Source organism: Halosimplex amylolyticum (assembly GCF_051414035.1).
GTDB lineage: Archaea > Halobacteriota > Halobacteria > Halobacteriales > Haloarculaceae > Halosimplex > Halosimplex amylolyticum.
This window is the reverse complement of record NZ_JBLKNW010000001.1, coordinates 795,319-809,488: the sequence shown is the minus strand read 5'-3', so window position 1 is coordinate 809,488 and position 14,170 is coordinate 795,319. Positions and strand designations below refer to the sequence as shown.

At 65.4% G+C, this 14,170-nt stretch carries 16 protein-coding genes and 1 tRNA gene; 5 read left to right on the top strand and 12 right to left on the bottom strand.

Annotated features, from left to right (window positions below; translation table 11 throughout):
- Positions 1-37 precede the first annotated feature (37 nt).
- The 9 genes from ACMGFE_RS03755 to ACMGFE_RS03715 all read right to left on the bottom strand — a co-directional run bounded on the left by ACMGFE_RS03755 (position 38) and on the right by ACMGFE_RS03715 (position 6,274).
- Positions 38-559: a chemotaxis protein CheD gene (locus ACMGFE_RS03755; RefSeq protein ID WP_436923751.1), complete on the bottom strand. Its 522-nt coding sequence runs from the start codon at positions 557-559 to the stop codon at positions 38-40.
- A 3-nt stretch (positions 560-562) separates the two neighbouring features.
- Positions 563-1,777: a chemotaxis protein CheC gene (locus ACMGFE_RS03750; protein WP_436923750.1), complete on the bottom strand. Its 1,215-nt coding sequence runs from the start codon at positions 1,775-1,777 to the stop codon at positions 563-565.
- Positions 1,774-2,133 (bottom strand): chemotaxis protein CheY, encoded by a 360-nt coding sequence (gene cheY, locus ACMGFE_RS03745; RefSeq protein ID WP_436923749.1) that lies wholly within the window; start codon positions 2,131-2,133, stop codon positions 1,774-1,776. Before cheY ends, ACMGFE_RS03750 begins: the two co-directional genes overlap by 4 nt.
- A 200-nt stretch (positions 2,134-2,333) precedes the next feature.
- Positions 2,334-2,912, bottom strand: coding sequence for a DUF7500 family protein (locus tag ACMGFE_RS03740; protein WP_436923748.1), 579 nt, complete (start codon positions 2,910-2,912; stop codon positions 2,334-2,336).
- Between the two features lie 58 nt (positions 2,913-2,970).
- Entirely contained in the window at positions 2,971-3,624 is a 654-nt protein-coding gene (locus tag ACMGFE_RS03735; protein WP_436923747.1) for a flagellin, read from the bottom strand.
- Positions 3,625-3,872: 248 nt separating this feature from the next.
- Positions 3,873-4,148, bottom strand: coding sequence for a DUF7521 family protein (locus ACMGFE_RS03730; RefSeq protein WP_436925145.1), 276 nt, complete (start codon positions 4,146-4,148; stop codon positions 3,873-3,875).
- A 192-nt stretch (positions 4,149-4,340) separates the two neighbouring features.
- Positions 4,341-4,676: an ArsR/SmtB family transcription factor gene (locus tag ACMGFE_RS03725; protein WP_436923746.1), complete on the bottom strand. Its 336-nt coding sequence runs from the start codon at positions 4,674-4,676 to the stop codon at positions 4,341-4,343.
- Between the two features lie 176 nt (positions 4,677-4,852).
- The gene (locus ACMGFE_RS03720) at positions 4,853-5,578 is read right to left on the bottom strand and encodes an RAD55 family ATPase (RefSeq protein WP_436923745.1); all 726 of its coding nucleotides are present in this window, start codon (positions 5,576-5,578) and stop codon (positions 4,853-4,855) included.
- A 246-nt stretch (positions 5,579-5,824) separates the two neighbouring features.
- A complete protein-coding gene (locus ACMGFE_RS03715; protein ID WP_436923744.1) occupies positions 5,825-6,274 on the bottom strand; it encodes a chemotaxis protein CheW in 450 nt (149 codons plus the stop codon).
- A gap of 187 nt (positions 6,275-6,461) precedes the next feature.
- On the opposite strand from ACMGFE_RS03715, the gene cheB reads away from it, so the two are divergent.
- The 5 genes from cheB (at position 6,462) to ACMGFE_RS03690 (ending at position 12,782) form a co-directional block, all read left to right on the top strand.
- Positions 6,462-7,580, top strand: coding sequence for a chemotaxis-specific protein-glutamate methyltransferase CheB (cheB, locus tag ACMGFE_RS03710; RefSeq protein ID WP_436923743.1), 1,119 nt, complete (start codon positions 6,462-6,464; stop codon positions 7,578-7,580).
- Complete coding sequence (locus ACMGFE_RS03705) at positions 7,581-9,767, top strand: ATP-binding protein (RefSeq protein WP_436923742.1); 2,187 nt, start codon at positions 7,581-7,583, stop codon at positions 9,765-9,767.
- 63 nt (positions 9,768-9,830) lie between these two features.
- Positions 9,831-10,640, top strand: a complete 810-nt coding sequence (locus ACMGFE_RS03700) for a CheR family methyltransferase (RefSeq protein ID WP_436923741.1) — start codon at positions 9,831-9,833, stop codon at positions 10,638-10,640.
- Positions 10,640-11,866 (top strand): HEAT repeat domain-containing protein, encoded by a 1,227-nt coding sequence (locus ACMGFE_RS03695; protein ID WP_436923740.1) that lies wholly within the window; start codon positions 10,640-10,642, stop codon positions 11,864-11,866. The genes ACMGFE_RS03700 and ACMGFE_RS03695 overlap by 1 nt, the downstream gene beginning before the upstream one ends.
- A gap of 49 nt (positions 11,867-11,915) precedes the next feature.
- Complete coding sequence (locus ACMGFE_RS03690) at positions 11,916-12,782, top strand: CheF family chemotaxis protein (protein ID WP_436923739.1); 867 nt, start codon at positions 11,916-11,918, stop codon at positions 12,780-12,782.
- Positions 12,783-12,821: 39 nt separating this feature from the next.
- On the opposite strand, the gene ACMGFE_RS03685 is transcribed toward ACMGFE_RS03690, so the two are convergent.
- From ACMGFE_RS03685 to ACMGFE_RS03675, 3 genes are all read right to left on the bottom strand, one after another.
- Positions 12,822-13,337 (bottom strand): DUF5813 family protein, encoded by a 516-nt coding sequence (locus tag ACMGFE_RS03685; RefSeq protein ID WP_436923738.1) that lies wholly within the window; start codon positions 13,335-13,337, stop codon positions 12,822-12,824.
- Positions 13,338-13,574: 237 nt separating this feature from the next.
- A tRNA-Leu gene (locus ACMGFE_RS03680) sits at positions 13,575-13,659 on the bottom strand.
- A 106-nt stretch (positions 13,660-13,765) separates the two neighbouring features.
- Positions 13,766-14,038, bottom strand: a complete 273-nt coding sequence (locus tag ACMGFE_RS03675; protein ID WP_436923737.1) for a hypothetical protein — start codon at positions 14,036-14,038, stop codon at positions 13,766-13,768.
- Positions 14,039-14,170 lie beyond the last annotated feature (132 nt).

Genomic DNA, 14,170 nt, shown 5'->3' with positions numbered 1-14,170 from the left:
CGGACGCTCGTCAGACCTACGTTCCCTATCTCTGATACTATAGCGTGATCGCGTCGCGATTCGCACTTTTGACGATGAGATCGCCGGTCTTCGCTTCCAGTCGGAGCGACCGACCGTGGTCGCCGCCGACGTCTTCACCGACGATCGGGATGTCGAACTCGGCGAGCGTCTGCCGGCCCTTCTCCACGTTCCGGACGCCGATGCCGGACCCGTTCTCGGAGAAGTCGAGCATGTCGCTCCCGCCGGCGATCTTCGCCTCCATTCGCTCGCGTTCGGCGCCGAGCCGTTCCATCTCGGTGACGAGGTCTCGGATCCCCGAGTCCGCGAACTTCGACCCGTTCTGTCCCTCCATCTCGTCGATCGAGGGGAGCATGACGTGGAGCAGGCCGGCGACGTCGGCCTGTCTGTCGGAGACTGCGACACCGAGACAGGAGCCGAGACCGCTCGTCGTCAACACCGCGTCGCCGCTGGTGACCTTCGAATCGGCGATCCCGACCTTGAAGCGCTCGGGTTCGGTCGCCGGTTCGCTCTCGGCCGTCGTCCCGTCGTACACCTTCATGTGTCAGAAGATCTTTTCCACGTCCGCTTCGGTCTCGTCGGCGCGTTCGACGAGTAGCTCGTCAAGCGCCTGACGTAATTCTTTTTCGTTCGGGAGCGCGTGGATCTCGGCCCCGAACTCGATGTCGTCGGTCCGCATCTTCGAATCGATGATGAAGGCGTGTTCCTGGTGCTGGCCGACCTGCGCGGCCAGCGGATCGACGATGGCCCGGCCCATGTCGTGGACGAGTCGCGGGGGCGTGTGCTCGACTGACGTCTGGAGCACGTTCGCCCAGCCGTCGACGAACCCCGAGGTCATGATGTTCCCGAGTTCCTCGATAGCGGCCTCGTGCTGGTCGGTCAGCTCGTCTACGTCCATCTCGACGGGCATCATCGCTTCCGCGATGTGGACGGCCGAGGCTTCGTCGAAGAGGACGAGCAGGAAGCCGCTCGGGACGCCCGTGAACTCGACGACCGTTCCGACGTACGTGTCGGTCCCGACCTGCTTCGGCACGTCCTCGATCGACGCGAAACTCAGCCGGGTCACCTCGGCCTCCGTCTCGATCCCGGTCATCATCTCGACGTTCGCCGCGGCCTGCTCGGTGCCGTCCTTGGTCATCTCGTTGAAGACCTCGAGCTTGTCGACCGGGATGGCGTCGTCCTCGGTGTCGGTGGTTCGCGACATGACGTCCGCGAGCGGGTCGTACTCGGGGAACATGTAGATGTAGAAGCTCACTGACTCGCCGACCCACTCGATCTCGCTCTTGAAGACGAACACGTGGTCGCGCTCCTCGTCGCTCGGGGGCTCCGGGAGCATCGCGGTCCCGTCGCCTTCGACGTAGTTCGGCGTCGAGTGTTCGATGGTCGTCTCGAGGAAGTCGGCCCAGCCGTCGATGAAGCCGCTCATCATGATGTTGCCGATCTCCTCGACGCTCGATTTCGCCATGGCGTCGTCGTCTGCGCCTCCCGGAACGAGCGAGTCGACGATCGTCTCGCTGCCCGCGCGGTCGAACACCAGGACCGTGTCGCCGGCCAGTTCCCCGTCGAACGCGAACTGGACGCCGACGTAGTCGCCGTCGGCCAGTTGTTCGCCGACGTCAGCGCGGTTGACCAGCGTAATCTTCGTCACGTCGACCACGGCGTCCAGACCGGTCATCTGACACAGCGACTGGGTCGCCTGCTCGGCGCCCTCGTGAGCCAGCCGGTTGAACGTCCCGAGCGACTGGACGTCGATCTTCATGAGGGAACGACGTCTTCGATCGCTTCCATCACGCTGGGTTTCTGGAACGGCTTCGTGATGTACCCGTCCGCGCCGGCCCTGACCGCCTCCTTCATCTTCTCCTCCTGCCCCACGCTCGTACACATGATGACGTTCGCGTCGGGGTTCGTGTTCTTGATCTCGTCGGTCGCCTCGATCCCGTCGCGGATCGGCATCACGATGTCCATCATCACGAGGTCCGGATCGTGTTCCTTGTACGTCTCGACTGCCTCGACACCGTTTTCCACCTCCCCGACGATGTTGTGGTCCTCTTCCAGTATCTCGCGTAGCAGGTTTCGCATGAACTCCGAGTCGTCGGCTATCAATACGTCTGACATGGGCCTATCACCTCTTTTGTACTGTGAAACCCAAGATAAAGGCTTCCCGTAAATTATCGTGATTGATAGCAATACGGATCGTCGTCGTGGCACACGACCGCGGGACGCTATCGGGATAACAGGCCGACTCGATTCGGATCTGCACCGCGGTTCGATGGGTACTGCAGACCGAAGGGTCGCGTCTCAGGTCGTCGCGCGAGTCAGATCCGGAAGCCGTCCTCGTCGCCGACGGCCGCGATGAGGTCGGCGATGGAGTCGTCTGGGGACAGCTCCGTCGATTCGAGGAGCCGCCGGAGGCTCGCGGGCGGATAGCGAACCGGGACGTTCGCTTCCATCAGGAGGATGCCCAGCACCTCTTCGACCGGCGTCTTGCCGTCGATCTGCTGGGCGTACCAGAGCACGAGGCTCTCGAAGATGGTCACGACGTCGTTGGAGACCATCTGTCGCTGCTGGATGGATCCGTCGAACGTCGCCGTGATGTCGAACCCGTACCGCGACCCGGAGTCTTCGAACTGCGTCTCGAGGAACGCGTGGACGTCCCGTTCGGTGAGTTCGGGTTCGTCCGCGGCGTTCTCGGCCGGCAGTTCGGTCGGCGCACCGGACGCCTGACCGGTCCCGTCGTCGACCGCCGGGACGTCGTCTATCGGTCCCCCAGGGGAGACGACGTAGCGTCCGTCGTCGATCTCTGCGACGTGCTCGTCCTGCGTGATGTCGAGCTCGTCGGGCGAGAGGATGGGGCCGTCATCTGCGTCCGGCGGGTCGTCGTCGCCCTTGGCCATACGGTGTTGTCTGCGATAAAAGGGTTTAGTTCCGTCGAATGAAAGGGTTCCGACAGGTTTAGAGCTGAACTGCCGACGCGCCCGAGAGCGTCTCGGGGACGGTCAGCTGTTCCGTCGTGGTCGCACCGGACTTGGTGGTTATCTTGACGTTGACGGACGCGCCTTCGGGGATCTGGCTACCGAAGTACGTGTATCCCTGACCTGTATCAGCCGTACTGTAGGTGATGTCGTCGCTGTTCACGTCGTCGTGACCCAGGTCGAAGACCATCACCATGCGGTCGTCCGGGTCGTTGAGCACGGGATGGGACCCGTCAGCGTCCTTGAAGGGAACGATCCCGAAGTGGCCGTCCGCACCGGACGCGTCGACGCTGGCGTTGACCAGGTTGTACGTGCCCGACGGACCGACCCACTGGACTGTCGCGTTCTCGAGGTCGATGTTACTCGCCCCCGGCGACTTCTTCAGCGTCATGTTGACGACGCCGACCTCGGACTGGCTCAGGTTCGTCCCGGTCGCCGCTGCGACCTGGAGCCGGTTCGTGACCTGCTGCCCTGACTGCTGACCCGTCTCCTCGGACTTCGTCTGCAGGAAGCCCGCCGTGTTGATCAGTACGCCCGCCGCGATCGCCGCCACCAGGACCATCGCGATGAACACGATGAGTGTCCCGATACCGACCTGCCCGCGTTTTCGTTCGTTACGTTCGTTTTGTAGCATGGATTCTCCGCCCGGGGCGGTACGGTGCGCCCGGACTCTACTCCGAGAATCCTACTCTCCCGTATTAAGGGTATCTCCCCAATTATCGAGAATAAAATCGAAGCTTACCGATCGAAGCGACGTTCTCAGACGATAGAACTGCCACGTAGACAGTTTAATACTGCGGAATTCGAGATGGGGAGCGACGCTTGTCGGTCGCTGGAATAACCGAGAATTAATCTAGAATATGATAGCGCTATCGAGCCGGATCAGTCGTACGTGACGAGACTGTACATCACGAAGAGGTAGCCGAACGTCGTGAGCCCGCTGTTGACCAGCAGCAGCGACCGCGGTCCCGCGAAGCCGGTGACGAAAGCGCTGATCATCGTCGCCGCGGCGCCTGCCACGGCTAGCGAGAACCCGAGGGAGAGGTGGAGCATCGCCTGTCGTGACGTCTGTACGTACGCGCGCATCGCCATACCGACCATCGTCAGCCCGGCGACGACGAAGACGAGCGTCGATACCGCGTAGAGAAGTTCAATCACTGTGACCACGTTGGGTCGAGGGTTCTCGACAATCGGTATTAAATCCACCCTCGAAAATATCTATCATGATAATCGAGAGTGGTGTGAGGGAACTGCCGTCGTCCGGTCAGAATATCGCAGGAGGGCAGTCGGTCGGACGGCAAACGGACAGTGTCACGAGCTGGGGACTGCAGCTGGTTCGCGTGCGCGAGTCTAGCTCTCTGAAAGCGTTCGCCACGCTTCGTCGAGCTTGTTCGTGACTTCCGAGCGCTCCTCGATGTCGACGGTCAACGACTCGTCGAAGTCGATGTGGACGGTGTCGACGTTCCGTCGATACACCTTGATCCGGCGCCTGTCGTCAGAGAGGATGTTGTCGTGGAGTTCGAGCAGGTCGTGCTCCGTCAGCTCGTCGATCCGTCGATAACAGGTGGCGATCGGGATCCCGAGCTCGTCGCTCAACTCCTGGGCGGACTGGGGTTCGTCCGTCGCGTCCAGGATCTCTGCGCTGTATTTGTTCCCCAGTGTCTGTAGGATCTCAGCTGAAGCCATCCGTTATCAAAACGTATATTCATCACAGTATAAATCTATCGCTGCCGGTACGGGGACATTACGGCGTCTGGTCGAACCGATCGCGAAGCGGGGAATTCGGCCGCCAGGAAGTTCATCCCGGCCATTTCACCCAGTAATAACCAGTTACAAACGTGAAAATCGGGCGTCGTGCTCTCTCACAGCGGCGTGTCGTCTTCACTCATCATCGAGAACGCACTCGCGTTCTGGTGGACGCGGATCCCGCCCTGGGAGATCTCCATCGGGAAGATGTCCGTCTCGATGTCTTGCTTGCGCATCTTGGCCACCCAGACGTAGCGGTTGACGCCCGACTCGGTCGGCGTCTGGATCAGGTAGATGTTACCGTCGGTCAGGTAGTTCTCCAGACCGATCTCGGTCTCCGGGAAGACCGCGCCCTGTTCGTTGGTCATCAGCGTCGTCAGATTGTTCTGACTCAGGATGTCCGTGAACTTCAGGAGGTACGTCCGTTTCTCCTGTTCGGTCTCGAAGAAGAGTTCGAACATCGCCAGCGAGTCGAGGACGACCCTGTCGTAGTCGTTGTCCTCGAAGTCGTCGAGCAGCAGTTCGAGCGACGACGAGAAGTCGTTTTCGCGTAGAAGAACCTTCTTGTCGTACACCTTGATGTCGCCGTTCTCGACGTGTTCGGCCCAGTTGTCGAACCCGAGCGACTCCGCGGCCTCGCGGAGGTCCTGCGCGTCTTCCTCGAAGGTGAGGTAGATCCCCTTCTCGTCGAACTGCTCGACGCCGTTGTAGATGAACTGCAGACAGAGGATGCTCTTGCCCGCCCCCGGATTCCCGCTCACCAGTGTAGTCGAATTCTTGACAATACCACCGTTCAGGATTTCGTCCAATCCGTCGATGCCGGTTTTCGTTAGTTCGATCATGTCTTCCGTGGATCCCCGCGACGTTCGGCTTGTGGAGCATCGGTCGTCGTCGGTAAAAAGTCTTGTTCATGCGAGCAGTTGCGAAGCCGGCGGCCACAGGCGATGCTTACTCCGGTACCCGGGGACCGGTGGTCTTCGGAATTGCGCACTGGTTCCCGATCGAACAGACCAGGACCCACGCGGGTGAGAGCGCGCTCAGTGAACCGGGGGGTGAGAAGCGATCCGGAGAACGGCCGGCAGAACCGATCAGGCGGAGTGGACAGCCTTCGGGTCGACCCAGATGACGAAGTCGTCGTCGCGCTTGACGACGCCGTTGACGGCGACCTTGTCCTGCGACGGTGAGTCGTCCACCTCGTCGCGGTCGACCTGGACCACCTGGAACACCTCGTCGACGATCCAGCCCGCTGCGCCCTGGTCGTCGACGATGGCGGGATCGAAGACGATGATCCGACGCTCCGCGCCGTCGCCGTCGATGCCGAAGACGACCTTCGGGTCGACGATCGACGTCGTCCGTCCGCGTAGATCCATCACACCGCGGATGTGCGGCGGCGAGTTCGGCACTGTCGTCACGTCGCCGACGTCCACGATCTCGGTGACGTAGTCGATGCTGACGCAGTAGGTCTCCTCGCCGAGGGCGAACTCGAGGACCTGTCCGTCCGTCGCGCTCGTCGACGAGTGCTGGGTGTTGGATGCCATGGCTAGCCGTTGGGAAATGTCCCCGCGACGGCGACTTAAGCGTGTCTCCCGGGTTATCAGCATTGATTTCGCGGGCGGAGTCTTTATGCCCGACCTACCGCAGTGTCCTAACACGTATGGTGCCGGCTCCGGTGGGGTTCCGGGGACGGGTTTCGGGCCTCGCCCGAGCCGTCACCGGGGGCTTCACATGGCAGTAGACTCGTCGCCACGAGCGGTCGTCGCCGACGACTCGCACTTCATGCGAAGCGTCATCTCCGACATCCTCGAAGAGGGTGGGATCGACGTGGTCAGCATGGCGAGGAACGGCCGTGAGGCCGTCGAAGCCGTCGAGGCGACCGAACCGGACGTGGTGACGATGGACGTCGAGATGCCGGAGATGAACGGCATCGAGGCGACCGACCGGATCATGTCGACGTGCCCGACCCCCATTCTGATGTTGAGCGCGCACACCGACGAGAACGCCGACGTGACGTTCCAGGCCCTCGAGAAGGGCGCCGTCGACTTCTTCCGCAAACCGGGCGGAGAAGTCTCGATGGAGATGTCCCGGCTCCAGGACCAGCTCGTCGAGATCGTGACTTCGGTCGCCGCGGTCGACCCGACCGACTCCTCGGACGTGGCCTCGGCCCGGACCGCAGGGTCGGACGTCGCGGTCGACGCGAGCGCCGGACCGAGTTCGAACGAATCGCCCGGCGCCGACTCGCGGGCCGAGCCGGCGGTTACCTACGTGGACAACCCGACGGTCGTCGTCGGCTCGTCCACGGGGGGACCGACGGTCGTCGAGCAGGTCCTCTCGGACCTCCCGCTGGCCGCGGACCTGCGCGTCCTCGTGGTCCAGCACATGCCGAGCGGCTTCACCGGCCGCTTCGCCGAGCGCCTCGACGCCCGGAGCGAATACGACGTCCGCGAGGCCGAGGACGGTGCGCGCATCGGCGGTGGCGAGGCGCTCATCGCCGCCGGCGACTACCACATGGAGGTGAAGAGCTACCGGCGCGGTCGACTCCGCGTCGGGCTCACGCAGGATCCGCCGGTCAACAACGTTCGACCGGCGGTCGACGTAACGATGCAGACGGCGGCAGAGACGATCACGGACCCGCTCGCCGGCGTCATCCTGACCGGGATGGGCGAGGACGGCGCCGCGGGCGTCCGCGCCATCCACGCCGCCGGCGGGTACACGGTCGCGCAGGACGAGGCCACGTCGGCCGTCTTCGGGATGCCCAAGCGGGCGATCGAGACCGGTTGCGTGGACGGCGTCGCGCCGATCAACGACGTTGCCGCCGCGATACTCGATGCATTCGAGGTGACATAAATGGACGAACAGTATCTCGACGCGTTTATACGCGAAAGTGAGGAGGCGATAACGAACCTGAACAACTCGCTGCTCGACCTGGAGAGCGATCCGGACGACCAGGAGGCGATGGACTCGATCTTCCGGACGGCTCACACGCTGAAGGGGAACTTCGGCGCGATGGGCTTCGAGGACGCCAGCGACCTGGCACACGCCGTCGAGGACCTCCTCGACGCGATGCGCCAGGACGAGATGGAGGTCACCGCCGAGCGGATGGACCTCATCTTCGCGGGCGTGGACATGATCGAAGTGATCGTCCGCGAGATCGAGTCCGAGGGCGAATCGACGACCGAAACCGGGGAGATGGTCGCGCAACTGCGCGCCGTCCTCGAGGAGAGCGACTTCGACGCCGAGACGGGGGCCATCGAGCCCTCGATCGACCCCGCCGGGACGCCCGCGGGAGACGCGGAGAGCGCCGGCACGACGGCCGGCCTCGACGACGCCGGGACGGAAGACGCGGAGGGCGCCGACGGGATGGACCTCGACGCGCTGGGCGTCGCACCCGGCGACGCCGACGAACGTGTCGTCCGTTCGCGCGTCTCCGTCGGTGAAGGCGACATGCTGGGCGTCGACGCCATGCTCGCGCTCGACCGGATCACGGACGCCTTCGACCTGCTCGGCGCCGCGCCCGACCGCGAGGCGATCGAGAGCGGCGACTTCGAGGAGGACTTCGTCCTCGCGCTCGACGCGCCCGACGCCGACGCGGTCGCGGCCGAACTGGACGCGATCAGCGCCGTGGAATCCGCCGAGACGACCGAACTGGCCGAGAGTGCACCCGACGCGACCGGAACGGGCGCGCCTGCCGCCCCGGGCGACGAAGCGGCGGACGCGAACGGGAACGACGGCGCGTCGGTCGACGAGATCAAGTCGGTCCGCGTCGACGTCGACCAGCTGGACGACCTCCACGGGCTGGTCGAACAGCTCGTCACCAGCCGCATCAAACTGCGGCGGGCGGTCGAGACCGACGACCTGGCCGGCGCCTCGGAGAACCTGAACGAACTGGACAAGATCACCGCCAACCTCCAGAACACCGTGATGGACATGCGACTCATCCCGCTGAAGAAGGTCGTCGGCAAGTTCCCGCGGATGGTCCGCGACCTCTCCCGCGAACTCGGCAAGGAGGTCGAGTTCACCATCGAGGGCGAGGACATCGAACTCGACCGCACGATCCTGACGGAGATCTCGGACCCGCTGATGCACATCATCCGGAACTCCCTGGACCACGGGATCGAGTCGCCCGACGAGCGCGAGGACGCCGGCAAGCCCCAGACCGGGCAGATCGAGCTGCGCGCCTCGCGCGAGCGCGACCACGTCATCATCGAAGTCGAGGACGACGGCGCCGGTCTCGACGTCGAGGCCATCGAGCGCAAGGCCATCGAGAAGGGCGTCCGTTCCCCGGACGAGATCGATGCCATGGACGACTCGGCGATCTACGACCTGGTCTTCCACCCGGGCTTCTCGACCGCCGACGAGGTCACCGACACGAGCGGCCGCGGCGTCGGGATGGACGTCGTCCACGACACCGTCACGCAGCTCGACGGGTCCGTGAGCGTCGACTCGACGCCCGGCGAGGGGACGACGGTCTCCCTGCGCCTGCCGGTGACGATGGCGATCGTCAAGGTCCTCTTCGTCGAGGTCGGCGACGAGGAGTACGGCGTCCCGCTCAAGAACGTCGACGAGATCACCCGCACGAGCGAGGTCAAGCAGATCAACGGGAGCGACGTCATCAAGCACAACGAGGACATCTACCCCGTGATCGACCTCGCCGAGCGCTTCGACGTGCCGGGCGCCGGCGGGCAGTCTCCCGCCGAGGCCGGCGCAGCCGATTCGGCCGGCGCCGCCGACGCAGCGAGCGGAGCCACCGAGTCCGGCGACGGCGGTGGAGCCGCCGTCGCTGCCGCGGCGGCCGGCGTCGACGCCGCGGCGGCGAACGCAGCGTCCAGCACGGCTGCGGGGGACGAGGGGATGCTGGTCCGCATCCGCGAGTCCGAGCGACAGGTCGCGCTGCGCTGTGACGCCGTCAACAGCCAGGAGGAGGTCGTGGTCAAGCCGCTGGAGGGGATCCTCAGCGGGACGCCCGGCCTCAGCGGGACGGCCGTCCTCGGCGACGGGAACATCGTCCACATCCTCGACGTGGTGACGCTTTAATGTCCGTGCAGACGGAGCGATCGACGTGAACCACCGACGCGACACATCGGGGGACCGACGGCCATGAACCAGGACACCGACCGCGCCTTCCACGACCTGCTCGAGTACATCGAACGCGAACTGGACTTCGAGTCGGGCTTTTACAACGAGGCGTACCTCGACCGGCGGATCACCGCCCGGATGCGCCGCACCGACACGGACGACTACCGGACCTACAGGGGGCTGCTCGAAGCCGACGACGGCGAGCGCGAGCAGCTACTCGACTCGCTGTCGATCAACGTCACCGGTTTCTTCCGCAACCCCGACGCCTGGGAATCGCTCCGGGGCGTCCTGCGGGAACTGACCGCCGAGCGCCGGTCGGTCTCGATCTGGAGCGCGCCCTGCGCCGACGGCCGGGAACCGTACTCGATCGCGATGTTGGCCCTCGACGACGAGGAGATCGACGCTCGCCGCGTCGAGGTCCTCGGGACCGACATCAACCGCGACATCCTCCGGACCGCCCGCGCCGGCCGCTACGAGACCTCCCAGACGACCGACATCGAGTCGGAACTCGAACCGCTGTCGACCCCCGACCGCTACGTCGACCGCGACGGTGACGTGTTCACCGTCACCGACCGGGTCAGCGACCTGGTGACCTTCGAGCGCCACGACCTCATCCGTGGCCCGGAGAAGCGCGGGTTCGACCTCGTGTGCTGTCGGAACCTGCTCATCTACATCGACGCGGACTACAAGGTACCGATCTTCGAGACCATCACTGGCTCGCTCACCGAGGAAGGGTACCTGATGATCGGGATGACGGAGACGCTCCCGTCGGAGTTCCGCGGCCGGTACGAGGCGGTCGAGAAGCAACACCGCATCTACAGACGCGCCTGATGTCACTCTACCAGCTCGAACGCGACGGCGACGTGCAGGAACTCATCGGCGTCCTCCGCCGCAGCGACAACCCCGAGTTGCGGGCTCGCGCCGCGGAGTTGCTCGGCAACTTCCCGGAGCACGACGACCGCGACGACGTCGTCAACGCCCTCAGCGGCGCGGCCGCCGACGACGACAGCGCCGAGGTGACCGCCGCCGCCGTCGACTCACTGGACACGCTCGGGGGCGACGCCATCGAGCAGCTCATCGCCGACGTCGCGGGCGTCGACTTCGGCGACGGCGCCGACTGGATGAAAGCCAAGGCCTTCGTCCGCGCGCTCGACGCGGACGTCCCCGAGTTGCGGATGGCCGCCGCCAACGGCCTCGGGGCGATCGAACAGGCCGACGCCGTCCCGAAACTCGTCGAGTGCTTCGACGACCCGGACCCACGCGTCCGGGCCCGCGCGGCACGGGCCTGCGGCCAGATCGCCGACTCGCGCGCGACCGATGCGCTCGAAGGACTACTCCGCGACGGCAGCGCCACCGTCCGCCGGGAGGCCGCCGAGGCGCTGGGTAACGTCGGCAACCGACAGGCCCTCTCGGCGCTGCTCCCGCTCTACGAGGACGACGACGAGCGGGTGCGCCGGATCGCGGTCGGCGCGTTCGGGAACTTCGGGAACGCACAGCCAGTCGAGTACCTCGTCGCGTCGCTGACCGACGACTCCGCGGCCGTCCGCCGGACCGCCGTCTACTCGCTCGTCCAGTTGCTCTCGAACGTGCCCACCCAGCAGAGCCACGAGATCCGCGAGACGATCGTCGAGCAACTCAGCGAGACCGACGACCGCAACGTCGTCGTCCCGCTCGTGGAGATCCTCGAAGAGAGCACCCAGGCCGCCCAGCAGCGAAACACCGCGTGGCTGCTTGGCCGCGTCACCGAGGCCGAGGAGCGCGAGCGCGTCGTCGAGGCGCTCGTCGGCGCCCTGCGATCCGACGACCAGATGACGAGCCAGTTCGCGGCGACGAGCCTCGCGGAACTCGGCGGCGAAGCCGTCGAGGACCGACTGCTCGCGCTCGTCGACGACGGCGACGCGCCGGCCGAGGCCCGCGCCCAGGCCGTGTTCACTCTCGGCAAGGTCGGCGGCGAGCGCTCGCGCCAGCGCATCGACTCGCTGCTCGACGAGACCGAGAACGAGCAGATCCGCAAGCGGGCCTTCTCGGCCATCTCGAAACTGGGTGGTCGCGCGTGACCTCGCGCGCCCGATCGACCGTCCGGATCGGCCCCGGGGGTGAGCGCCCGTGAGCGGCGGCGAGCGCCCCCTGGCGGACACCCAGGGGCGATTCGTCCAGGTCGTCTCCAACGGTCGGAAGGTCAACGACCTCGACTGGTCGACCGGACGGATCCTCCTCTCGAACAGGCGGCTCGTCCTCGCGAGCAACGAGGGCAAACGGCAGATCCCGCTCGCGAAAGTCACGACCGTCAAGAACCGCAAGAACGCTAACCAGGCGATGACCGCCGTCTCGGGCTACTTCTCCGTCCAACTCGGCTCCGACGTGTTCCTCGTCGCCCCGGTCGACATCGACGAGTTCGAGGAGCAGTTCTACACCGCCCTGCTCGACGGCGAGGTCGTCCTCGTGAAACACCCCGCGGTCAAAGGGGGCGTCGTCCAGGACGTCACCTGGACCAAAGCGCGGGTCAACATCGAGGGCGAGATCGTCGGCATCGCGGTCTCCAGCGGCCAGTTCGTGGAGGTCGAACTCGAAGACGTCGGCGCGGTCGAGACCAGGGAGACCGCCGTCCGCGGCGACGAGCGCCGCGTCATCGAGATCGAACACACCGACGGCGACGGGACGAGCGTGCAGACGTACGTCTCCGGCACAAATCGCCACGTGTCGATCCTCGAATCGCTCGTCCGGCAGGGCGAACTCCAGAACGCCACGGACGCCGACCTCGACCAGACCGACATGGAGGTGCTGATGGCGCTGTACTCCGGCGTCTCGTCGTTCGAGATCCCCGACTTCGTCGGCTTGGACGTCGAGGAGGTCGAGGCCGTCTTCGACCGCCTCGTCGAGGAGGGCATTCTCCGGGAAAAACGCGTCCGCCGCGACGTCCGCCTCAAGGCCCGCGGGCGGAACATCGCCAGTGACGTCATCGGCGACCAGTAGCCGGTCGTGAGTCGTACTCCTGTCTCGCCAGTTCGCCAGCTACAGCGGTGTCCCGCCGCGTTCGCCGTCGCTCCCGGTCGCCGCCGCGCCGAGCAGGCTCGCCACGGGCTCGCCGTACTCGTACCCCGGCACCACGCTCTCGACGTAGGTCCCCTCGACGTACTCGATGAACGTCTTCACGATGTCCGCGGCCCGTCCGGCGTCGCCGTAGGAGAACTCGTAGGTCACGACGACGGTCCCGGCCTCCGTGCGGACCTCGAAGGTGTCCAGTTCGACCGAGGCGCGCGTCGCCATCGGCGCGTCTTCGAGCCGTCGCTCCATCGCGTCGAGCCACCCGCTCTGGACAGCGTCGCCGACGTCCCCGTCCGTGACGGCGCTGTCGAGCGTCGGAACCACGACCGTCACTTCGAAGTCCGTCGCGTAATCGTCGCGCTCGCTCGCCGTCACGGTCGTATCGAAGTCGGTCGTCGTCAGGCGATACCCCTCGTCGGCCGCCGCGAACGCGTCGTGGGACTCGAACGCCTCGCGGGCCTCGGCCGGGAACTCGTCGGTCATTGCCCGTGATACGGCACAGGCCGGCAAAAGGCCGTTGAGTCGTGACTGGAGAGGTATCACCGGGAAATGCGAGGGATGGGACCGGGCGATTCGGGGCGGCGCGTCGTCGCGCCGCCCACTCATGCGAGGGATGGGATTCGAACCGGAGGGAGACGGTCGGCCTCGCTGCGCTCGGCCGCTGCGACTCCCAGGGCTCGAATCCCGCTCGCATCGCTCCTCACGTCCGTTCGTCGCAGATGCGAGGGATGGGATTCGAACCCATGGACCCCTTCGGGAGCGGGTCTTAAGCCCGCCGCCTTTGGCCTAGCTCAGCCACCCTCGCGCGTTCACCAGTCCACCCTCCGCGGGAAAAGCGGTTACGGTCCGGATGCGACTGCCGGACGATGTAGAAAGCAGAGAAGATAGTGTAGACGCGGGGACCGTCGGGCTCAGACCTCGACGTGGAGGTCGGTGAAGGGGATCCGAATCACGAGGATCCGGCGCACCGGACGGCGCTGCAGGCGGACGCGCAACACGAGGGCGGTGACTGCCCACGAGATCGCGCTGAGAGCGACCAGCATCGCGGAGAGCGCGGGGTACATGACCGCCAGCGCACCGACGACGACCGCCAGGGAGACCGCGAGCGACGCGAGCAGCGTCCGCGCCAGACTGTACTCGGTAGGGAGCTCGGCTCGTGCGGCCGAGGGATGGTTCCGTCTCATTACGTACAGTAGTACGACCCCCGACACCATAATGGTAATCTGAAATACATTTCTGTAGGCGCGTTTACTGAACTGCGTTTCAGGAGAGTCGTTCACACACGGACGAGCGGGGTCGGGTCGCGGTCGTCGCTC

Excerpts from the sequence above, each read along its gene's own strand:
- ACMGFE_RS03750 (WP_436923750.1), bottom strand. The coding sequence starts at position 1,777 with ATGAAGATCGACGTCCAGTCGCTCGGGACGTTCAACCGGCTGGCTCAC.
- cheB (WP_436923743.1), top strand. The coding sequence starts at position 6,462 with ATGGCAGTAGACTCGTCGCCACGAGCGGTCGTCGCCGACGACTCGCAC.
- ACMGFE_RS03715 (WP_436923744.1), bottom strand. The coding sequence starts at position 6,274 with ATGGCATCCAACACCCAGCACTCGTCGACGAGCGCGACGGACGGACAG.
- ACMGFE_RS03705 (WP_436923742.1), top strand. The coding sequence starts at position 7,581 with ATGGACGAACAGTATCTCGACGCGTTTATACGCGAAAGTGAGGAGGCG.
- ACMGFE_RS03695 (WP_436923740.1), top strand. The coding sequence starts at position 10,640 with ATGTCACTCTACCAGCTCGAACGCGACGGCGACGTGCAGGAACTCATC.
- ACMGFE_RS03735 (WP_436923747.1), bottom strand. The coding sequence starts at position 3,624 with ATGCTACAAAACGAACGTAACGAACGAAAACGCGGGCAGGTCGGTATC.
- ACMGFE_RS03740 (WP_436923748.1), bottom strand. The coding sequence starts at position 2,912 with ATGGCCAAGGGCGACGACGACCCGCCGGACGCAGATGACGGCCCCATC.
- ACMGFE_RS03755 (WP_436923751.1), bottom strand. The coding sequence starts at position 559 with ATGAAGGTGTACGACGGGACGACGGCCGAGAGCGAACCGGCGACCGAA.
- ACMGFE_RS03700 (WP_436923741.1), top strand. The coding sequence starts at position 9,831 with ATGAACCAGGACACCGACCGCGCCTTCCACGACCTGCTCGAGTACATC.
- ACMGFE_RS03720 (WP_436923745.1), bottom strand. The coding sequence starts at position 5,578 with ATGATCGAACTAACGAAAACCGGCATCGACGGATTGGACGAAATCCTG.
- cheY (WP_436923749.1), bottom strand. The coding sequence starts at position 2,133 with ATGTCAGACGTATTGATAGCCGACGACTCGGAGTTCATGCGAAACCTG.
- ACMGFE_RS03685 (WP_436923738.1), bottom strand. The coding sequence starts at position 13,337 with ATGACCGACGAGTTCCCGGCCGAGGCCCGCGAGGCGTTCGAGTCCCAC.
- ACMGFE_RS03725 (WP_436923746.1), bottom strand. The coding sequence starts at position 4,676 with ATGGCTTCAGCTGAGATCCTACAGACACTGGGGAACAAATACAGCGCA.
- ACMGFE_RS03675 (WP_436923737.1), bottom strand. The coding sequence starts at position 14,038 with ATGAGACGGAACCATCCCTCGGCCGCACGAGCCGAGCTCCCTACCGAG.